Annotated in this window: 13 protein-coding genes and 1 pseudogene; 4 read left to right on the top strand and 10 right to left on the bottom strand. The window is 71.1% G+C overall.

What is annotated here, in order from left to right; translation table 11 throughout:
* Nucleotides 1-21 precede the first annotated feature (21 nt).
* Nucleotides 22-2,190 (bottom strand): ATP-binding protein, encoded by a 2,169-nt coding sequence (locus tag ACIQOE_RS37675; protein WP_401416443.1) that lies wholly within the window; start codon nucleotides 2,188-2,190, stop codon nucleotides 22-24.
* Between the two features lie 307 nt (nucleotides 2,191-2,497).
* Here ACIQOE_RS37675 and gabT point away from each other — a divergent pair, with 307 nt between their 5' ends.
* Together gabT and ACIQOE_RS37665 are read left to right on the top strand one after the other, a co-directional pair.
* Nucleotides 2,498-3,832: a 4-aminobutyrate--2-oxoglutarate transaminase gene (gene gabT, locus ACIQOE_RS37670; protein ID WP_351323594.1), complete on the top strand. Its 1,335-nt coding sequence runs from the start codon at nucleotides 2,498-2,500 to the stop codon at nucleotides 3,830-3,832.
* 450 nt (nucleotides 3,833-4,282) lie between these two features.
* Nucleotides 4,283-4,912 carry a phosphatase PAP2 family protein gene (locus ACIQOE_RS37665; RefSeq protein ID WP_401416440.1) on the top strand — a complete coding sequence of 210 codons (630 nt, stop codon included), beginning with the start codon at nucleotides 4,283-4,285 and terminating at the stop codon, nucleotides 4,910-4,912.
* On the opposite strand, the gene ACIQOE_RS37660 is transcribed toward ACIQOE_RS37665, so the two are convergent.
* The 8 genes from ACIQOE_RS37660 to ACIQOE_RS37625 form a co-directional block, all read right to left on the bottom strand.
* Entirely contained in the window at nucleotides 4,851-6,620 is a 1,770-nt protein-coding gene (locus ACIQOE_RS37660) for a chitinase (RefSeq protein WP_399012860.1), read from the bottom strand. The genes ACIQOE_RS37665 and ACIQOE_RS37660 overlap by 62 nt on opposite strands.
* 240 nt (nucleotides 6,621-6,860) lie before the next feature.
* On the bottom strand, nucleotides 6,861-7,304 hold the full coding sequence (locus ACIQOE_RS37655) for a hypothetical protein (protein ID WP_351323591.1): 444 nt from the start codon (nucleotides 7,302-7,304) through the stop codon (nucleotides 6,861-6,863).
* A 130-nt stretch (nucleotides 7,305-7,434) separates the two neighbouring features.
* Nucleotides 7,435-8,862 carry an FAD-dependent oxidoreductase gene (locus ACIQOE_RS37650; RefSeq protein WP_351323590.1) on the bottom strand — a complete coding sequence of 476 codons (1,428 nt, stop codon included), beginning with the start codon at nucleotides 8,860-8,862 and terminating at the stop codon, nucleotides 7,435-7,437.
* Between the two features lie 35 nt (nucleotides 8,863-8,897).
* Complete coding sequence (locus tag ACIQOE_RS37645) at nucleotides 8,898-9,698, bottom strand: ABC transporter permease (protein ID WP_351323589.1); 801 nt, start codon at nucleotides 9,696-9,698, stop codon at nucleotides 8,898-8,900.
* Complete coding sequence (locus ACIQOE_RS37640; RefSeq protein WP_401416436.1) at nucleotides 9,699-10,631, bottom strand: ABC transporter permease; 933 nt, start codon at nucleotides 10,629-10,631, stop codon at nucleotides 9,699-9,701.
* A complete protein-coding gene (locus ACIQOE_RS37635) occupies nucleotides 10,631-11,797 on the bottom strand; it encodes an ABC transporter ATP-binding protein (RefSeq protein WP_401416434.1) in 1,167 nt (388 codons plus the stop codon). Before ACIQOE_RS37635 ends, ACIQOE_RS37640 begins: the two co-directional genes overlap by 1 nt.
* 7 nt (nucleotides 11,798-11,804) lie before the next feature.
* Nucleotides 11,805-13,040 (bottom strand): spermidine/putrescine ABC transporter substrate-binding protein, encoded by a 1,236-nt coding sequence (locus ACIQOE_RS37630; protein ID WP_351323586.1) that lies wholly within the window; start codon nucleotides 13,038-13,040, stop codon nucleotides 11,805-11,807.
* A 52-nt stretch (nucleotides 13,041-13,092) separates the two neighbouring features.
* The gene (locus ACIQOE_RS37625) at nucleotides 13,093-14,628 is read right to left on the bottom strand and encodes a gamma-aminobutyraldehyde dehydrogenase (RefSeq protein WP_399012729.1); all 1,536 of its coding nucleotides are present in this window, start codon (nucleotides 14,626-14,628) and stop codon (nucleotides 13,093-13,095) included.
* Between the two features lie 209 nt (nucleotides 14,629-14,837).
* Between ACIQOE_RS37625 and ACIQOE_RS37620 the strand changes: the two genes are divergently transcribed.
* On the top strand, nucleotides 14,838-15,404 hold the full coding sequence (locus ACIQOE_RS37620) for an NADAR family protein (protein ID WP_401416431.1): 567 nt from the start codon (nucleotides 14,838-14,840) through the stop codon (nucleotides 15,402-15,404).
* Nucleotides 15,405-15,511: 107 nt separating this feature from the next.
* On the opposite strand, the gene ACIQOE_RS37615 is transcribed toward ACIQOE_RS37620, so the two are convergent.
* Nucleotides 15,512-16,207, bottom strand: coding sequence for a DUF4190 domain-containing protein (locus ACIQOE_RS37615; protein ID WP_401416429.1), 696 nt, complete (start codon nucleotides 16,205-16,207; stop codon nucleotides 15,512-15,514).
* A gap of 68 nt (nucleotides 16,208-16,275) precedes the next feature.
* Between ACIQOE_RS37615 and ACIQOE_RS37610 the strand changes: the two are divergent.
* Nucleotides 16,276-17,443 (top strand): annotated as a pseudogene (locus ACIQOE_RS37610) (adenosine deaminase); the annotation flags it as partial.
* Between the last annotated feature and the right edge of the window lie 29 nt (nucleotides 17,444-17,472).

Genomic DNA, 17,472 nt, shown 5'->3' with positions numbered 1-17,472 from the left:
CGGTCACGTGGGACGCCTCGTTCAAACCCGGCCGGCACCGCCCCTGAGGTCCACCAGCAGCGGCGGCGCGTGCTCGCCCTTGACGGTCGTCAGCGAGAGGACCGCGTGGCCCGCCGGTACGCCGTGGGCGAGTTCGGAGGCCGACCAGCGCTCGCGCTCCACCTGGCGGACGGTGACCGCGCGGGCGGTGGGCGCCTTGCCCGTGATGACCTGCCGCACGACGTGCAGCGCCTTGCCCGCCGGGGTCTCCGCGATGATCTGGCGGTCGGTGACGTCCCGGGCCTCGGTCCACTCCTTGCCCCAGACCTCGGCGAAGTCCTGGCCGTCCCAGGGGGTCAGCCCGGCGAAGGCCATCCGGCAGCCGGCGGCGCCCAGCAGCGGTCCGCGCAGCGGGCGGGGCACGTCGTCCAGGGTGCGCAGGGTCAGCGCCACGCCGGCGTTGGCCGACCGCAGCCGCTGGACGGCGCGCACCGCCTCCGGTGTCACCACGCCCGTGGCGTCGTCCAGGAGCAGGCAGGCGAAGAGCGAGCGGTCCTCCCGTACGGTCACGCTCGCCGTGAACTGGGCGAGCACCAGCCGGGCCAGGATCCGGGAGGCGTCCGCGTGGCCGCGCTCGGGCAGGTCGATGCGGACCCGGACCGGGTGGTCGAGGGCCTTGAGGGAGAAGGGACGGGACTGGCCCGAGGTGTCGAAGAACCCGGCGAAGGCGGGCCGGTCGAGCAGGGCGATGCGGTCGGCCAGGACCGAGCCCACGTCTCCCGGATGGCCCATCTGGCGTTCCCGGGCGTCCAGTTCCCGCAGCATCGACTCGTGCCCGGTGGCCGTGAGGCCCTTGCGGAGCGCGGCCACCGGGCCGGGCGCGCCGTCCAGGAGGCGGCGGAGTTCGGGGACGGAGGGGAAGCGGCCGTGGACGGCCCGGAAGGGGCCGAGCAGCTGGGCGAGGACGGTGGTGGAGCGGCGGCTGTCGCTGCCGGGGTGCGGGTCGGCGAGGTCGCCGACGAGCGCCTCGGCGAGTATGGCGGCGGCCTCGTCCGGGTCGGTGGTGCCGCCGTACAGGTCGAGGTCGTAGACGGACTCGGGGTGGGCGATGCGGACGACGACGTCGTAGGAGTCGGCGGGTCCGAGTCCGGCGCCGGCCGCGCCGACCACGACGACGGAGGCACGGCCGGCGAGCGCGTGCAGGCACAGCGACTCGGCGAGCGGGCGCACCAGCGAACCGGTCTTGCCGGAGCCGGCCGGGCCGACGGCGAGCAGCGAGGTGCCGAGCAGCTCGGGGCCCAGGGCGAGGCCGGTGCCGCGGTAGAGGTAGGGGTTGCGCGGGTCGTCGGCGGTCGTGCCGAGCCGTACCTGGCCGGTGACCAGGTCGTGCCGGGCGTGCCGGGCGGGCAGGTCGCGTTCGCCGGAGGGGTGCGGGCAGGCGGCGGCGCCGTCCTTGACCACGGCGGCGGCGAACGAGGCCATGCTGTGCCGGCCGCTGCGCACGCCCTGCCAGGCGCGGGCGATCCGGGCCTGGTCCACGTCCCGCATCAGCCCGGCCTGCGCCTCGGCGGCCAGCCGGTCGGCGGCCTCCGGAGCCCCGGCGGCCCGCAGCTGCGGCCACTGGGCGGGGTCCTGCTCGGGGGCCGGGGCGCGTTCCTGGGCGGGGGCGCCGACGGCCTGCGTCCAGGCGCGCGGGCCCCAGCGGCGCCAGACCTCGCCCCAGCGGCCGAGCCGGCCGACCACGAGCATGATCGCCACGGCGATGAGGGTGTAGTAGCCGTACCAGAGGAAGGCGTTGCCGACGCGGTTGTCGGAGTGCCGCCAGGAGTCCGGGGTGAACAGCTCCAGGGGCACCACCCACCAGCCGCCGAGATAGCCGTTCCACAGCAGCGACCAGAGCAGCCAGCCGACCAGGAACGCGATCAGCGCGCCGCTCAGCAGCTGCCGGGCCGGGATCCGCTCGGGCTCCTCCGCGGGCCTCGGGGTGTACCGGAACCGCCACACGCCGGGCGCGGCCTCCGGCCTCGGCGCCCGCAGCCAGCTCACGAAGGCCGAGCCGTCGGGCCTCGGCGGCGCCCCCGGCGGCAGGTCAGGCGTCCCCGGGGGCAGGCTCGGCCGCGGCGGCACCGCGCGCACGTCCTGTGGCCCCGCCGGACGCGGCACAGGATTCGCGTGCGTGCCCCGCGTGTCCCGCGTCCCGTCGCTGTCCATCGCCCTTTCCCCCTGACCAGCCGTTCCGTCCACCGTCAGCGAGTCAATCTAACGCCCTCCCCACGGGAGTTCACCGCTTACGCGGCCGGGGATCGGCCGGCCGGTTCGGGGTGCCGCCCGGCGGACTATGTCCACCACGGACAAGGCAGCCCCCCGACAACACCCACATGGAGCATGCCCACCTCTCATGACCGGCCCTAGCCTGCGAAGAAAGAAGGAAAGCGTCCGGATACGCACCGCCGGAACCGCCCCGGGGCCGCCGGACTCGCACGGCGCCCCGGAACGCACGATTGATCAGGGAGCCCCCATGACCGCACTTCCGCAGGAGCGCCGCGTCGTCACCGCCATCCCCGGCCCCAAGTCGCAGGAGCTGCAGGCCCGCCGCACCGCTGCGGTCGCGCAGGGCGTCGGTTCCGTGCTGCCGGTGTTCACCGCCCGCGCGGGCGGCGGCATCATCGAGGACGTCGACGGCAACCGTCTGATCGACTTCGGTTCCGGTATCGCCGTGACCAGCGTGGGCGCCTCCGCCGAGGCCGTCGTACGCCGGGCCGCCGCGCAGCTGGCCGACTTCACCCACACCTGTTTCATGGTCACGCCGTACGAGGGGTACGTCGCCGTCGCCGAGGCGCTGGCCGAGCTGACCCCGGGCGACCACGCGAAGAAGTCCGCGCTGTTCAACAGCGGCGCCGAGGCCGTCGAGAACGCGGTGAAGATCGCCCGCGCCTACACCAAGCGGCAGGCCGTCGTCGTCTTCGACCACGGCTACCACGGCCGGACCAACCTGACCATGGCGCTGACCGCGAAGAACATGCCGTACAAGCACGGCTTCGGGCCGTTCGCGCCCGAGGTGTACCGGGTGCCGGTGGCCTACGGCTACCGCTGGCTCACCGGTCCCGAGAACGCCGGTGCCGAGGCCTCCGCCCAGGCCATCGACATGATCAGCAAGCAGATCGGCGCGGAGAACGTGGCCGCGATCATCATCGAGCCGGTGCTCGGCGAGGGCGGCTTCATCGAGCCCGCCAAGGGCTTCCTGCCGGCGATCAGCCAGTTCGCCAAGGACAACGGGATCGTGTTCGTCGCCGACGAGATCCAGTCCGGGTTCTGCCGTACGGGCCAGTGGTTCGCGTGCGAGGACGAGGGGATCGTCCCGGACCTGATCACGACCGCCAAGGGCATCGCCGGCGGTCTGCCGCTGGCCGCCGTGACGGGCCGCGCCGAGATCATGGACGCCGCGCACTCCGGCGGCCTCGGCGGCACCTACGGCGGCAACCCGGTGGCCTGCGCCGGTGCGCTCGGCGCCATCGAGACCATGAAGGAGCTGGACCTCAACGCCAAGGCGAAGGCCATCGAGGCGGTCATGAAGTCGCGGCTGTCCGCCATGGCCGAGAAGTTCGACGTCATCGGCGACGTCCGGGGCCGCGGCGCGATGATCGCCATCGAGCTGGTCAAGGACCGTACGACCAAGGAGCCGAACCCGGAGGCGACCGCCGCCCTCGCCAAGGCCTGCCACCAGGAGGGCCTGCTGGTCCTGACCTGTGGCACCTACGGCAACGTGCTGCGCTTCCTGCCGCCGCTGGTCATCGGCGAGGACCTGCTCAACGAGGGCCTCGACATCATCGAGCAGGCCTTCGCCCGGATCTGACCGCCGGTTCCGCGCGGCCCGTCCGCGGGCTGCCGGACCCGTGCGTCACGGCTGCCCCTCCCCTCCCGCCCGGCGAGTCGCGTGAGGCGGGGGGCGGCGCTCGTCAGGCCGTGTGAAGAACGTGTGCGAGGTGGATGTCGGGATGCGATTCCGCCTGTCGCCGCACCGGAGTCTGCCGTAGGTTTTCACCAGATGAGAGATACACCCCGCCCACAGGGGACTGTGGGCGATTTCAGGCCGGGGCCTCCCCAGCTTCGACCTGGTCGTGCCCTCGCGCACACAACCGGTGCCGCTGGCTCCGGATCTCCTCACCGATCGGACGGTCGCCCGCCCCAAACCCCCCGGGGCGCGCGGCGTTCCGATCCGGACGGCCGCTCCGGAACCACCCCCCCTGTTCCGGGGCGGCCGACCTCCTTCTTCGGCTTCCCGCTCGCGCAACTCCTCGGGCTCGTGGCGTTCCCGGCCCTCCTCTTCGCGCTGATCACCTGGCAGGTCGTGGCCCATGGCCCGCTGCTCCGTCTGGACGCCCGTCTGAGCCGCGCCGTCGTCCACCCGGACCGGTTCTCCGAACTGCTCTCCGACCTCGGGAACGTCCAGGTGGCGGTGCCGGTCCTGGTGATCGTCATCGGCTACGCCGTCCACCGCGGCCGTGCCACCGGTACAGACCGGTGGTGGCTGCCGCCCGCGGCGGCGGCCGTCCTGATGGCCCTGGTCCCGGCGATCGTCGTGCCGCTCAAGGACTGGACCGCCCGTCCGGGGACCCCGGCGGTGCCCCCGGCGGTCGGCTACTTCCCCTCGGGTCACACGGCGACGGCGGCGATCGCGTACGGCTCCGCGACCCTGCTCCTCCTTCCCTGGCTCCGCTCGCGCGCCGCCCGCCGCGGCGTGGTCGCCGGCTGCGCGGTCGTGGTCCTCGCCGTCTCCTTCGGGCTGGTCAGGCGCGGCTACCACTGGCCGCTGGACGTGGTGGCCAGCTGGTGCCTGGCCACCGCCCTGCTGACGTCGCTGCGCCTGGTGCTCAGCCGAAGTACGCGTCGAAGGTCTTCTGGAACTCCCAGTTCGAGAACCGGTCCCAGTTGACCGACCAGGTCATCAGGCCGCGCAGCGACGGCCAGGTGCCGTGGGTCGTGTACGTGCCGCAGTTCGTCTTCCTGGTGAGGCAGTCCAGGGTCTTGGTGACCTCGGCCGGGGCCACGTAGCCGTTGCCGGCGTTGACCGAGGCGGGCATGCCGATCGCGATCTGGTCCGGGCGCAGCGGCGGGAAGACGTTGTTCGCGTCGCCCGCCACCGGGAAGCCGGTGAGCAGCATGTCGGTCATGGCGATGTGGAAGTCGGCGCCGCCCATGGAGTGGTACTGGTTGTCGAGGCCCATGATCGGGCCCGAGTTGTAGTCCTGGACGTGCAGCAGCGTGAGGTCGTCGCGCAGGGCGTAGATGACCGGGAGGTAGGCCCCGCAGCGCGGGTCCTGGCCGCCGAACTTGCCGGTTCCGTAGAACTGGTAGCCCATCTGGACGAAGAAGGTCTCGGGCGCCATGGAGAGCACGAACTTGGAGCCGTACTTGGCCTTCAGGGTCTTCAGCGCAGAGATCAGGTTCACGACGACCGGGGTGGTCGGGTTCTTGAAGTCCGTGTCGTTCGCGTTCAGGGACAGCGAGTGGCCCTCGAAGTCGACGTCGAGGCCGTCAAGACCGTAGGTGTCGATGATGTTCGAGACCGAGGAGACGAAGGTGTCCCGGGCCGCGGTGGTGGTCAGCTGGACCTGGCCGTTGGCGCCGCCGATGGAGATCAGCACCTTTTTACCGGCCGCCTGCTTGGCCTTGATCGCGGCCTTGAAGTCGGCGTCGGACTCGACGTTCGGGCACTCGGTGACCGGGCAGCGGTTGAAGCGGATGTCCCCGGAGGTCGCCGAGGTCGGCTCGCCGAAGGCCAGGTCGATGACGTCCCAGCTGTCGGGGACGTCGGCGACCCGGGTGTAGCCGGAGCCGTTGGCGAAGGAGGCGTGCAGGTAGCCGACCAGCGCGTGGGTGGGCAGGTCGCCGGAGCCGCCGGAGGAGCCGGCGGTGGTGGTGGCCGTGACGGTGGCGGACTTCGCGGACTCCCCGGCGTCGTTCACGGCGGTGACCTGGAAGCCGTACGCCGTCGACGGGGTCAGCCCGGCCACGGTGGCCGAGGTCCCGGTGGCCGTCTGGACCTTGGTCCCGTTGCGGTAGACCGCGTAGCTCGTGGCGCCCGTGACGGCCGTCCAGGACAGGGCGACGCTGGAGGAGGTGATCGTGCCGGTCTTCAGCCCGGTCGGCGCGGCGGGCGGCTGGCCCGTGCTGCCGCCGGGGCCGACGAGGGAGATGTCGTCGGCGTAGTAGGCGCCGGTGCCGTACCAGCCGTGGGTGTAGAGGGTGACCTTGGTGGTCGAGGCGCCGGTGGTGAAGGTCGTGGTGAGCTTCTGCCAGTCGGGGGCGGACTGGGTCCAGGTGGAGACGTCGGTGGTGCCGGTGCCGCCGGCGCCGAGGTAGACGTAGGAGCCGCGGACGTAGCCGGACAGGGTGTACTGCGCGCCGGGCTGGACGGTCACCGTCTGCGTGCACTGGGCGTTGTCGCTGCCGGCCGGGGTCGCCTGCAGCGCGTGGGTGCCGCCGTGCACGGGTGAGGTGACGGTGGTTCCGGCCGTACAACTCCAGTTGTCCAGGCCGGACTCGAAGCCACCGTTGCGGGCGAGGTCCGCGTCGGCCGCACGGGCGGCCGACGAGAGCGCGGTGATACCGGGTACGGCCAGCAACAGGGCCGTGAGCATGCCGAGGACAGGTCTCGCGCGAACCACAAGAGCCTCCGTGGATGGGGGAATTGGAGGAGTCGAAGCCGCGCTCAATTTGGTCCAGACCAATTCAGTTGTCAAGAGGTGCGGCCCCTGGGTGCCGCCCGCACGACAGCGCCCCTTCAGGGGCGCGGGGCTGCGACATGCGCGGCTCCGCCGCGTGGGCGCGACCAGCCACGACCCACCCGCGCCCGACCGACGGCCGCACCGCAACGGCGCCTAGTCACCGGCCAGTCCGGCGGCGGCCTCGTGCATCGCCAGCTCCAGCAGCGCCGGATCCGTCAGCGTCCCCGACCCGTCCGGCACCACCAGCCACCGCACCCCCTGGGTCGACCGGCCGGGATACGGCACGACGATCCAGGTGCCGGCACCCGCCGTGCGGATCCCGGTGCCGAGCCACCGGGCGGCCGTGCCGGGCGGCACGAAGAAGCCCACCCGGTTGTCCCCGAAGTCGACCAGGACGGGTCCTGGCTGGTCGAGGACGCGGGTGAGCACGTCCAGGGTCGGGTAGCCGAGTTCGCCCGGCAGGATCAGCACGTCCCAGGCCCGGCCCGCGGGCAGCAGCGCGATCCCCAGGGGGCTGCGCTCCCATTCCCACCGGCACGCCTCGGGATCGGGTGCGACCGATACCAGCCACTCGACCGCCGTCTTCGCCCCAGTCATCAGAAGACCTCCCAGTCCCACTCGTCGACGCGGGCTTCGCGTCACGAGGAGAGAGGGAGGTCCTCCGGGGGCATTACGCGGGTTTCGTCACCTTGTTGGAGTGACGTGGATCACATGGGGCGCGGGCGGGTCAGCTGTCGAAGCCGAGGCCCACCCGGTCCATCGCCCTGAGCCACAGGTTGCGCCGGCCGCCGTGGGCGTCGGCGCGGGCCAGCGACCACTTGGTGAGCGCGATGCCGGTCCAGGCGAAGGGCTCCGGCGGGAACGGCAGCGGCTTCTTGCGGACCATCTCCAGCCGGGTGCGCTCGGTCTCCTCGCCCGCCAGCAGGTCCAGCATCACGTCGGCGCCGAACCGGGTCGCGCCGACACCGAGGCCGGTGTACCCGGCCGCGTACGCCACCTTTCCCTGGTGCGCGGTGCCGAAGAACGCCGAGAACCGGGAGCAGGTGTCGATCGCGCCGCCCCAGGCGTGCGTGAAGCGGACCCCTTCGAGCTGCGGGAAGCAGGTGAAGAAGTGCCCCGCGAGCTTGGCGTAGGTCTCCGGGCGGTCGTCGTACTCGGCGCGCACCCGGCCGCCGTAGTGGTGGATGGCGTCGTAGCCGCCCCACAGGATCCGGTTGTCCGAGGACAGCCGGAAGTAGTGGAACTGGTTGGCCGAGTCGCCGAGGCCCTGCCGGTTCTTCCAGCCGATCGCGCCGAGCTGCTCGGCGGTGAGCGGCTCGGTCATCAGCGCGTAGTCGTAGACCGGGACCGTGTAGGCGCGGACCCGCTTGACCAGGTTCGGGAAGATGTTGGTGCCGAGCGCGACCCGCCGGGCCCGGACCGAGCCGTACGGGGTGCGGACGGCCATGCCGGCGCCGTACGCCTTCAGTTCGAGGGCGGGCGTGTGCTCGTACACCCGCACACCCAGGTCGAGGCAGGCCCGCTTGAGGCCCCAGGCGAGCTTGGCCGGGTTGACCATGGCCACGCCCCGCCGGTCCCACAGGCCGGCCTCGAAGGTGGGCGAGTCGACCTGCGCGCGCAGCGCGTCGGCGTCCAGGAACTCGATGCCGTCCGCGAGGCCCTTGCCCTCCAGCTCCCGGTGCCAGTCGCGCAGCTCCCGGGCCTGGTAGGGCTCGGTGGCCACGTCGATCTCGCCGGTGCGCTCGAACTCGCAGTCGATGCCGTGCCGGGCGACCGCGGCCTCGATCTCGTCGAGGTTGCGCCGGCCCAGCTCCTCCAGCCGGTGGATCTCGTCCGGCCAGCGGGCCAGCCCGTTGGCCAGTCCGTGGGTCAGGGAGGCGGCACAGAAGCCTCCGTTGCGGCCGGAGGCGGCCCAGCCCACCTCACGGCCCTCCAGCAGGACCACGTCGCGCCCGGGGTCGCGCTCCTTGGCGTTGAGCGCGGTCCACAGTCCGCTGTATCCGCCGCCGACGACGAGCAGGTCGCAGGTCTCGGCGCCGGTCAGCGCGGGCTCGGCGTGCGGCTTGCCGGGGTCTTCGAGCCAGTACGGGACCGGCTGTGCTTCGGAGAGAGACGTGGTCCAATCTGCCTGACGGCTCATGGCGCTTGGGGCCATGATTTTCAACTCCCTACAGAGTTTTTGTCGGTGCCTTATGCCTTTTGCCTGGCGCGGCGGTTGGTGATGAGCATCGATACCAGCACGAGCAGTACCGCGACCAGGAACATGGCCGTACCGATGACGTTGATCTGGACGGGCGTGCCGCGCTGCGCCGAACCCCAGACGAACATGGGGAAGGTGACGGTCGAGCCCGCGTTGAAATTGGTGATGATGAAATCGTCGAAGGAGAGCGCGAAGGAGAGCAGCGCGCCCGCCGCGATTCCGGGGGCCGCGATGGGGAGGGTGACCCTGACGAAGGTCTGGACGGGACCCGCGTACAGGTCCCGGGCCGCCTCCTCCAGGCGCGGGTCCATCGACATCACGCGCGCCTTGACCGCGGTGACGACGAAGCTGAGGCAGAACATGATGTGGGCGATCAGGATGGTGTAGAAGCCCAGCTGGGCGCCCATGTTCAGGAAGAGGGTGAGCAGCGAGGCCGCCATGACGACCTCGGGCATCGCCATCGGCAGGAAGATCAGCGAGTTCACGGCGCCGCGGGCGCGGAACCGGTAGCGGACCAGCGCGAAGGCGATCATCGTGCCGAGGAGGGTGGCGCCGATGGTCGCAAGGGCGGCGATCTGGAGGCTGATGGAGAGCGAGCCGCACATGTCGGCCACGCCGCACGGCTGTTTCCAGGCGTCCAGCGAGAACTGCTGCCATTCGTAGTTGAAGCGCCCCTTCGGTTTGTTGAAGGAGAACACCGTGACGATGACGTTCGGAAGCAGCAGATATCCGAGGGTGAGCAGTCCCGCGATGACGACGAGACGCTTCTTGAGCCAGTTGACGAAGGGCATTTAGACCAGATCCTCCGTCCCGGACCGGCGAATGTAGATCGTGACCATGAACAGGATCGCGGCCATGAGGATGAAGGAGAGCGCGGCCGCCGTCGGATAGTCGAGGATCCGCAGGAACTGCGTCTGGATGACGTTTCCGATCATGCGGGTGTCGGTCGAGCCGAGGAGTTCGGCGTTGACGTAGTCACCGGCCGCCGGGATGAAGGTCAGCAGCGTGCCGGAGACCACGCCCGGCATCGACAGCGGGAAGGTGACCTTGCGGAAGGTCGTCCAGGGCTTCGCGTACAGGTCGCCGGCCGCCTCGTGCAGACGCCCGTCGATCCGCTCCAGCGAGGTGTAGAGCGGCAGGATCATGAACGGCAGGAAGTTGTACGTCAGACCGCAGACGACGGCGAGCGGTGTGGCGAGGACCCGGTCGCCGGCCGTCCAGCCGAGGAAATCGGTGACGCTCAGGACGTGCAGCGAGTTCAGCACGTGCACGACCGGGCCGTTGTCGGCGAGGATCGTCTTCCAGGCCAGGGTGCGGATCAGGAAGCTGGTGAAGAACGGCGCGATCACCAGGATCATGATCAGGTTCCGCCAGCGGCCCGCCCGGAAGGCGATCAGGTACGCCAGCGGGTAGCCGAGCAGCAGGCAGAGCACGGTGGCCGCGGCCGCGTAGAAGACGGACCGCAGGAACTGCGGCCAGTACTCGCTCAGCGCGTTCCAGTAGGTCACGAAGTGCCAGGTGACCTTGTAGCCCTCTTCCAGGGAACCCGTCTGGACGGACGTGGACGCCTGGTAGATCATCGGCAGCGCGAAGAAGATCACCAGCCAGAGCAGGCCGGGCAGCAGCAGCCAGTACGGCGTGAAGCGGCCGCGCCTGCGCGGCGGCTTCGACGTCTCGGGTTCGGCGGGCGCCAGCGGCGGCGGCGCCTCGGAGAGTGTGGCCATCAGGCGGCTTCCTCCTCGGTGCCTGCGGAGCCCGTCGTCCCGGCGAGCAGGGACTGCGCGGCGTCGAGACCGAACGTGTGCGCCGGGCTCCAGTGCAGGACCACGTCGGCGCCCGGGACGAGCCGTCCGTCGCGGTCGACGTTCTGCACGTACACCGCGAACTCGGGGCAGACCGCGCTGTCGATGACGTACTGCGTGGAGACGCCGATGAAGCTGGCGTCGGCGATCTTGCCGGTGATCCGGTTGCGTCCCTCGGGGATCGATCCGGCGTCGTCGGCGTGGGTGAGGGAGATCTTCTCCGGCCGGATGCCGACGAGCACCTTGCCGCCCGTCGTGGTCGGCGCCGAACATCGCGTCTCGGGCAGCACGAGCTTGCCGCCGCCCGCCTTGAGCACGATGTCGTCGCCGCTCCTGGCGTCGATCTCGGCCTCGATCAGGTTCGAGGTGCCGAGGAAGTTGGCGACGAAGGTGGTGTTCGGGTTCTCGTACAGGTCGGCGGGCGAGCCGAGCTGCTCCACGCGTCCCGCGTTCATCACGGCGACCGTGTCGGCCATGGTCATGGCCTCCTCCTGGTCGTGCGTGACGTGGACGAAGGTGATGCCGACCTCGGTCTGGATCCGCTTGAGCTCCAGCTGCATCTGGCGCCGCAGCTTGAGGTCGAGGGCGCCGAGCGGCTCGTCGAGGAGCAGCACCTTGGGGTGGTTGATGAGCGCCCGCGCCACCGCGACCCGCTGCTGCTGGCCGCCGGAGAGCTGGTGCGGTTTCTTGCGCGCCTGCTCGCCGAGCTGGACCAGCTCCAGCATCTCCTCGACCTGCTTCTTCACGCTCTTGATGCCGCGCCGGCGCAGGCCGAAGGCGACGTTCTCGAAGATGTCGAGGTGCGGGAAGAGGGCGTAGGACTGGAAGACCGTGTTCACCGGCCGCTTGTACGGCGGCAGATGGGTCACGTCCTGGTCGCCGAGGTGCACGGTGCCGCTGGTCGGCTCCTCCAGGCCCGCGATCATGCGCAGGGTGGTCGTCTTGCCGCAGCCGGAGGCTCCGAGCAGGGCGAAGAAGGAACCCTGGGGCACGGTCAGGTCCATCGGCTTCACGGCGGTGAAGCCGTTGTCGTAGGTCTTGCCGATGCCGGTGAGGCGGACGTCGCCGCTGCTGTCTGTCGTCGTCATGGTGTCGTCACGCCCCTGTGAGCTTCGCGAACTTCTGCTGGTAGGCCGTCTCTTCCTTCGAGCTGAGGGCACGGAAGGCATGGGACCTGGCCTGCATGGCCTTGTCGGGAACGATCAGCGGGTTGGCGGCCGCCGATTTGTCGATCTTGGCGAGGTACGGCTGCACGTCCGCGACCGGGCTGACGTAGTTGACGTAGGCGGAGAGTTCGGCGGCCGGCTCGGGTTCGTAGTAGTAGTCGATGAGCCGCTCGGCGTTCGTCTTGTGGCGCGCCTTGTTGGGGATCATCAGGTTGTCGGTCGACGTCATGTAGCCGCTGTCCGGGATGACGTAGGCGACGTCCGGGTTGTCGGCCTGGAGCTGTACGACGTCACCGCCCCAGGCGACGCAGGCGGCCAGGTCGCCCTTGCTGAGGTCCGAGGTGTAGTCGTTGCCGGTGAACCGGCGGATCTGCCCCTTGTCGACGGCCTTCTGGAGGCGGGCGATCACCGCGTCGTAGTTGTCGTCGGTGAACTTCGCCGGGTCGATGCCCATGTCGAGCATGGTCATGCCGACGGTGTCCCGCATCTCGGTGAGCAGCCCGACCCGGCCCTTGAGCGCGGGGTTGTCGAGCAGGTCGGAGACCGACTTCACCTCGACGCCGTCCAGGGCCTTCTTGTTGAAGGCGACGACGGTCGAGATGCCCTGCCAGGGGTAGGAGTAGGCGCGACCGGGGTCCCAGTCGGGGCTGCGGAACTGGTCGGTCAGGTTGGCGAAGGCGTGCGGGAGGTTCGACGCGTCCAGCTTCTGCACGTAGCCGAGCCGGATCATGCGGGCGGCCAGCCAGTCGGTGAGGACGATCAGGTCCCGTCCGGTGTCCTGGCCCGCGGCGAGCTGCGGCTGGATCTTGCCGAAGAACTCGTCGTTGTCGTTGATGTCCTCGGTGTACTTCACCGTGATGCCGGTCCGCTTGCGGAAGGCGTCGAGGGTCGGGTGGGTCTTCCCGCTGTCGTCGACGTCGATGTACTCGGGCCAGTTGGAGAAGTTGACCACCTTCTCCTCGGCCGAGTGGTCGTCGGCGGAGACGCCGCCCTGGGACTTGCCCGCCGCGGGGATGCCGCAGGCGCTCAGTGCCCCGGCGCCGCCCACCGCGAGCGCACCGCCCAGGAACGACCGGCGGGCCAGGGCGGCCCTGCCGGTGCGGAGGCTGCGCCGGATGGCGGCCACTTCGACCGGCGAAGGGCGGTCGGGCTCGTACTGCCTCATGCGCTGGATGCCCTTTCGGGAAGAGGGCCGTGATGAGCGGCCGCAGGTGTGACTATCGGTCCCCGAAGATCGTGCGGTGCCAGTCCTTCCTGGCGACCGCAGTGTTGTCGAACATTACGTGCTTGACCTGGGTGTACTCCTCGAACGAGTACACCGACATGTCCTTGCCGTAGCCGGACGCCTTGTAGCCGCCGTGCGGCATCTCGCTGATGATCGGAATGTGGTCGTTGACCCACACGCAGCCCGCCTTGATCTCGCGGGTGGCGCGGTTCGCGCGGTAGACGCTGCCGGTCCACGCGGAGGAGGCCAGGCCGTACGGGGTGTCGTTGGCCAGCCGGATTCCCTCATCATCACTGTCGAACGGCAGAACGACCAGCACCGGCCCGAAGATCTCGGACTGGACGACCTCGCTGTCCTGCGGCGCGTCGGCGATCAGCGTGGGCCGGTAGTAGGCGCCGCTCTTCAGCTCGTCCTGCGGCGCCTCGCCGCCGGTGACCACGCGCGCGTAGCCGCGCGCCCGCTCCACGAAGCCGGCGACCCGGTCCCGCTGGGCGTGCGAGATCAGCGGTCCGAGGTCGGTGCCCGGAGCGAACGGGTCGCCCAGCCGCACGGTCTCCATCAGGGCGGCCGTCCGCTCGACGAAGGCCTCGTACAGCGGCCGCTGCACATACGCGCGGGTGGCGGCGGTGCAGTCCTGCCCGGTGTTGATGAGCGCCCCGGCGACGGCGCCGTTGGCGGCGGCCTCCAGGTCGGCGTCGTCGAAGACGACGAACGGCGCCTTGCCGCCGAGTTCCAGGTGGAGCCGCTTGACGGTCGCGGTGGCGACCTCGGCGACCCGCTTTCCGACACCGGTGGAGCCGGTGAAGGAGGTCATGGCGACGTCGGGATGCCCGACGAGGTGTTCACCGGCCTCCCGCCCGGTCCCGGTGACGATGTTGACGACACCGTCGGGGATGCCGGCGAGGGTGGCCGCCTCGGCGAAGAGCAGCGAGGTCAGCGGGGTCAGCTCGGCCGGCTTCAGCACGATCGTGTTGCCGGCCGCGATCGCCGGGAGGATCTTCCACGCGGCCATCTGGAGGGGGTAGTTCCAGGGCGCGATCGACCCGACGACACCGATCGCCTCGCGGCGGACGTACGAGGTGTGGTCGCCGGAGTACTCACCTGCCGCCTGCCCCTGCAGGTGCCGGGCGGCACCCGCGAAGAACGCGGTGTTGTCGATGGTCCCCGGCACGTCGAACTCGCGCGTCAGCTTCAGCGGCTTGCCGCACTGGAGCGACTCGGCGCGGGCGAACTCCTCCGCACGGTCGGCGAGCACGGCGGCGAACCGGTGCAGCGCGTCCGACCGCTCGCCGGGAGTCGCCCCGGACCAGCCGGGAAACGCGTCCCGCGCGGCGGCCACGGCCCGGTCGACGTCGTCCGTCCCGGCCAGCTCGTAGGTGTAGACCTCCGCGCCGGTGGCCGGGTCGACGACGGCGTGCGTACGGCCCGAGGTGCCCGTGCGGAACCGGCCCGCGATGTACTGCGCGCCGCCCGCGAGCCGCTCCTGCGCGGGGAAGGTCTCCGGGGTGGCGGTGCCCGGCTTGTCCATGTCGCTTCTCCTCCGCCGTCACCCCGTCCCGAGAGGCGGGGGGCGTAGCTCCAGCTCGATTTGACTGCCGATCCTGACAGAGCAGTGGGAGTCCAACAAGTGATTCCGTTGTTGCCTTTTGGTTACGCGACGGAATCTGTCGACCACATGTCGAGTCAGGGAGGAAAAGGCAGGACGGAGTGTCAGTGGTGCCTGCCAGACTGGCGTGCATGGTGAAGATCGATTCCGCGGAAGCCCTGATCAGGGCGGTCCGGACCGGGGCCGGGATCAAGTACCTGCACTTCTGGGGACACCGGCCGAGGCCCGACGGCCGGCTCTCGGCGAGCTGCCTGAGCCAGTGGTGGCCGTCACCCTTCGTGGTCGACGGTGTGGAGTACGCGACCGCCGAGCACTGGATGATGGCGGGCAAGGCCCGGCTGTTCGGGGACGCGGAGGCGGAGCGCCGGATCGTGGCGGCCGGGCATCCCGCGGCGGCGAAGAAGGAGGGCCGGCTGGTCAGGAACTTCGACGAGGAGACCTGGCAGCGGGAGCGCTTCGGGATCGTCGCCGAGGGCAGCGTGCACAAGTTCGCCGCCGACACCGGCCTGCGGGACTACCTGCTCGGCACCGGTGACCGCGTCCTGGTGGAGGCGAGCCCGGTGGACCGGGTCTGGGGCATCGGCCTGGCGGCGACCGACGAGGCGGCGAAGGACCCGTCCCGCTGGAGAGGGCTGAACCTGCTGGGGTTCGCGCTGATGGAGGCACGCGAGAGGCTGCGGACGGCCGAGACCCGGTAGCGGCCACGCCCCCTCGGCCAATGGGGACCGCCCCGGCCGAGGGGCGCGGGGAACTGCGCGACCGGCCGGCCCCGGCCACCCGCATCGACCGCCCCCGCCACCCCCTCCTACCGCGTGCTCGCCACCACGAGCACCACGATGAAGGCCACGGCGAGGACGAGCCCGGCCGAGCCGCAGATGATCCCCGCCAGCGCCTGGCCCCCGTTGGTGGCCTCACCGCGCCGGACCCGGGCGCGGCCGATCGAGCCGAACACGATGGCCAGCACCCCCGTCACCAGCGCGACCGGCCACGCACAGAACCCGACGACACTGATGATCCCGGTGACGAGGCTCCCCGTGCCCAGCCCGTTGTTGGGCATCGGCTGCATGCCGGGCCAGCCGCCGTACCCGCCGGGGTACGCCGGATACGGCTGTCCCGGATACGGCTGTCCCGGATAGCCGTACGCCGGACCCGGAGCCGGTGCGCCCGGGTAGCCGTAGGGGACCGGTCCCGGCCCGCCCGGAGCCATCGGCGGCGGAGGCACGGCCGCGCCCTGCGGATACGGCGGCACCGACGGGACGGCGGGGCCCGGCGCGGACCGGGCGTCCGGCGCCGCGTACGGGTCGGCCGGCGCCGCGTCCCGCGGAGCCCCGTACGGGTTCGCCCAGCCCTGGGACGGCACCCGGTCCTGCGCTGCCGGCATCGCGGCGACGGTCCGCTGGTCGTGGACCGAGGGAGGCACCGGCGGCCGCGCCGCGCCCTCCGTCGCGTCCGCCGTCTTGTCCAGCCGTATCTTCGGAGCGTCCGGCGCCTCGTCAGCCATCTCGCGATGTCCCCTCTCCTGCCCGCGTGCCGCCGTCATGTTAAGGCCCGTCCCCCGCCGGTGCCGGTCCGGCCTACGATGGCCCGGAATCACCGATCAGCCGATCACCGCGCAGAGGCGCAGCTCACGGCCGTGCACACCGCCGGGGGCACCCTCGCGCCGTTCCGGGGAGGAACCTTGACCGACCACCGCACCGAACCCGCACTCCGCGATGTGCACGCCTTCATCGCCGGGCTGCCCAAGGCCGAACTGCACGTCCACCACGTCGGCTCCGCCTCCCCCCGGATCGTGTCGGAACTGGCCGCCCGGCACCCCGACTCCAAGGTGCCCAGCGACCCCGAGGCGCTGGCCGACTACTTCACCTTCACGGACTTCGCGCACTTCATCGACGTCTACCTCTCGGTCGTCGACCTGATCCGCACGCCGGAGGACGTCCGGCTGCTCACCTACGAGGTCGCCCGCGAACTGGCCCGCCAGCAGGTGCGCTACGCCGAGCTGACCATCACCCCGTTCTCCTCCACCCGCCGCGGAATCGACGCGCGGGCCTTCATGGACGCCATCGAGGACGCGCGGAAGGCGGCGGAGGCCGAGTTCGGGACGGTGCTGCGGTGGTGCTTCGACATCCCCGGCGAGGCGGGTCTGGAGGCCGCCGAGGAGACGGTCCGGCTCGCGACCGACGACCGGCTCCGTCCGGAGGGCCTGGTCTCCTTCGGTCTCGGCGGCCCCGAGATCGGCGTGCCCCGGCCGCAGTTCAAGCCGTACTTCGACCGGGCGGTGGCGGCCGGCCTGCACTCCGTCCCGCACGCCGGTGAGACCACCGGCCCGCAGACGGTCTGGGACGCCCTCGTGGACCTGCACGCCGAGCGCATCGGGCACGGCACCAGCTCCGCGCAGGACCCGCGGCTCCTCGCCCACCTCGCCGAACGGCGCATCGCGCTGGAGGTGTGCCCGACCTCCAACATCGCCACGCGTGCCGTCCGCACCCTCGACGAGCACCCGATCAAGGCGTTCGTGGACGCGGGCGTGCTGGTCACGGTCAACTCCGACGACCCGCCCATGTTCGGCACCGACCTGAACAACGAGTACGCGGTCGCCGCCCGTCTCCTCGGCCTCGACGAACGCGGTGTCGCCGACCTCGCCAAGAACGCGGTGGAGGCGTCCTTCCTGGATCTGGGCGGCAAGGCGAGGATCTCGGCCGAGATCGACGCGTACACGAAGGCATGGCTCGCCCCCTGAGGAACCGCCGTGGGCCCCTGAGAGCATGG

This window comes from Streptomyces sp. NPDC091282 (assembly GCF_044757385.1).
Lineage (GTDB): Bacteria > Actinomycetota > Actinomycetes > Streptomycetales > Streptomycetaceae > Streptomyces > Streptomyces gramineus.
This window is presented reverse-complemented; position numbering and strand designations above follow the sequence as displayed.

What these genes read in the sequence shown, in the direction of transcription:
- ACIQOE_RS37675 (WP_401416443.1), bottom strand. Translation starts at nt 2,190, where the DNA reads ATGGACAGCGACGGGACGCGGGACACGCGGGGCACGCACGCGAATCCT.
- gabT (WP_351323594.1), top strand. Translation starts at nt 2,498, where the DNA reads ATGACCGCACTTCCGCAGGAGCGCCGCGTCGTCACCGCCATCCCCGGC.
- ACIQOE_RS37660 (WP_399012860.1), bottom strand. Translation starts at nt 6,620, where the DNA reads ATGCTCACGGCCCTGTTGCTGGCCGTACCCGGTATCACCGCGCTCTCG.
- ACIQOE_RS37655 (WP_351323591.1), bottom strand. Translation starts at nt 7,304, where the DNA reads ATGACTGGGGCGAAGACGGCGGTCGAGTGGCTGGTATCGGTCGCACCC.
- ACIQOE_RS37650 (WP_351323590.1), bottom strand. Translation starts at nt 8,862, where the DNA reads ATGGCCCCAAGCGCCATGAGCCGTCAGGCAGATTGGACCACGTCTCTC.
- ACIQOE_RS37645 (WP_351323589.1), bottom strand. Translation starts at nt 9,698, where the DNA reads ATGCCCTTCGTCAACTGGCTCAAGAAGCGTCTCGTCGTCATCGCGGGA.
- ACIQOE_RS37640 (WP_401416436.1), bottom strand. Translation starts at nt 10,631, where the DNA reads ATGGCCACACTCTCCGAGGCGCCGCCGCCGCTGGCGCCCGCCGAACCC.
- ACIQOE_RS37635 (WP_401416434.1), bottom strand. Translation starts at nt 11,797, where the DNA reads ATGACGACGACAGACAGCAGCGGCGACGTCCGCCTCACCGGCATCGGC.
- ACIQOE_RS37630 (WP_351323586.1), bottom strand. Translation starts at nt 13,040, where the DNA reads ATGAGGCAGTACGAGCCCGACCGCCCTTCGCCGGTCGAAGTGGCCGCC.
- ACIQOE_RS37625 (WP_399012729.1), bottom strand. Translation starts at nt 14,628, where the DNA reads ATGGACAAGCCGGGCACCGCCACCCCGGAGACCTTCCCCGCGCAGGAG.
- ACIQOE_RS37620 (WP_401416431.1), top strand. Translation starts at nt 14,838, where the DNA reads ATGGTGAAGATCGATTCCGCGGAAGCCCTGATCAGGGCGGTCCGGACC.
- ACIQOE_RS37615 (WP_401416429.1), bottom strand. Translation starts at nt 16,207, where the DNA reads ATGGCTGACGAGGCGCCGGACGCTCCGAAGATACGGCTGGACAAGACG.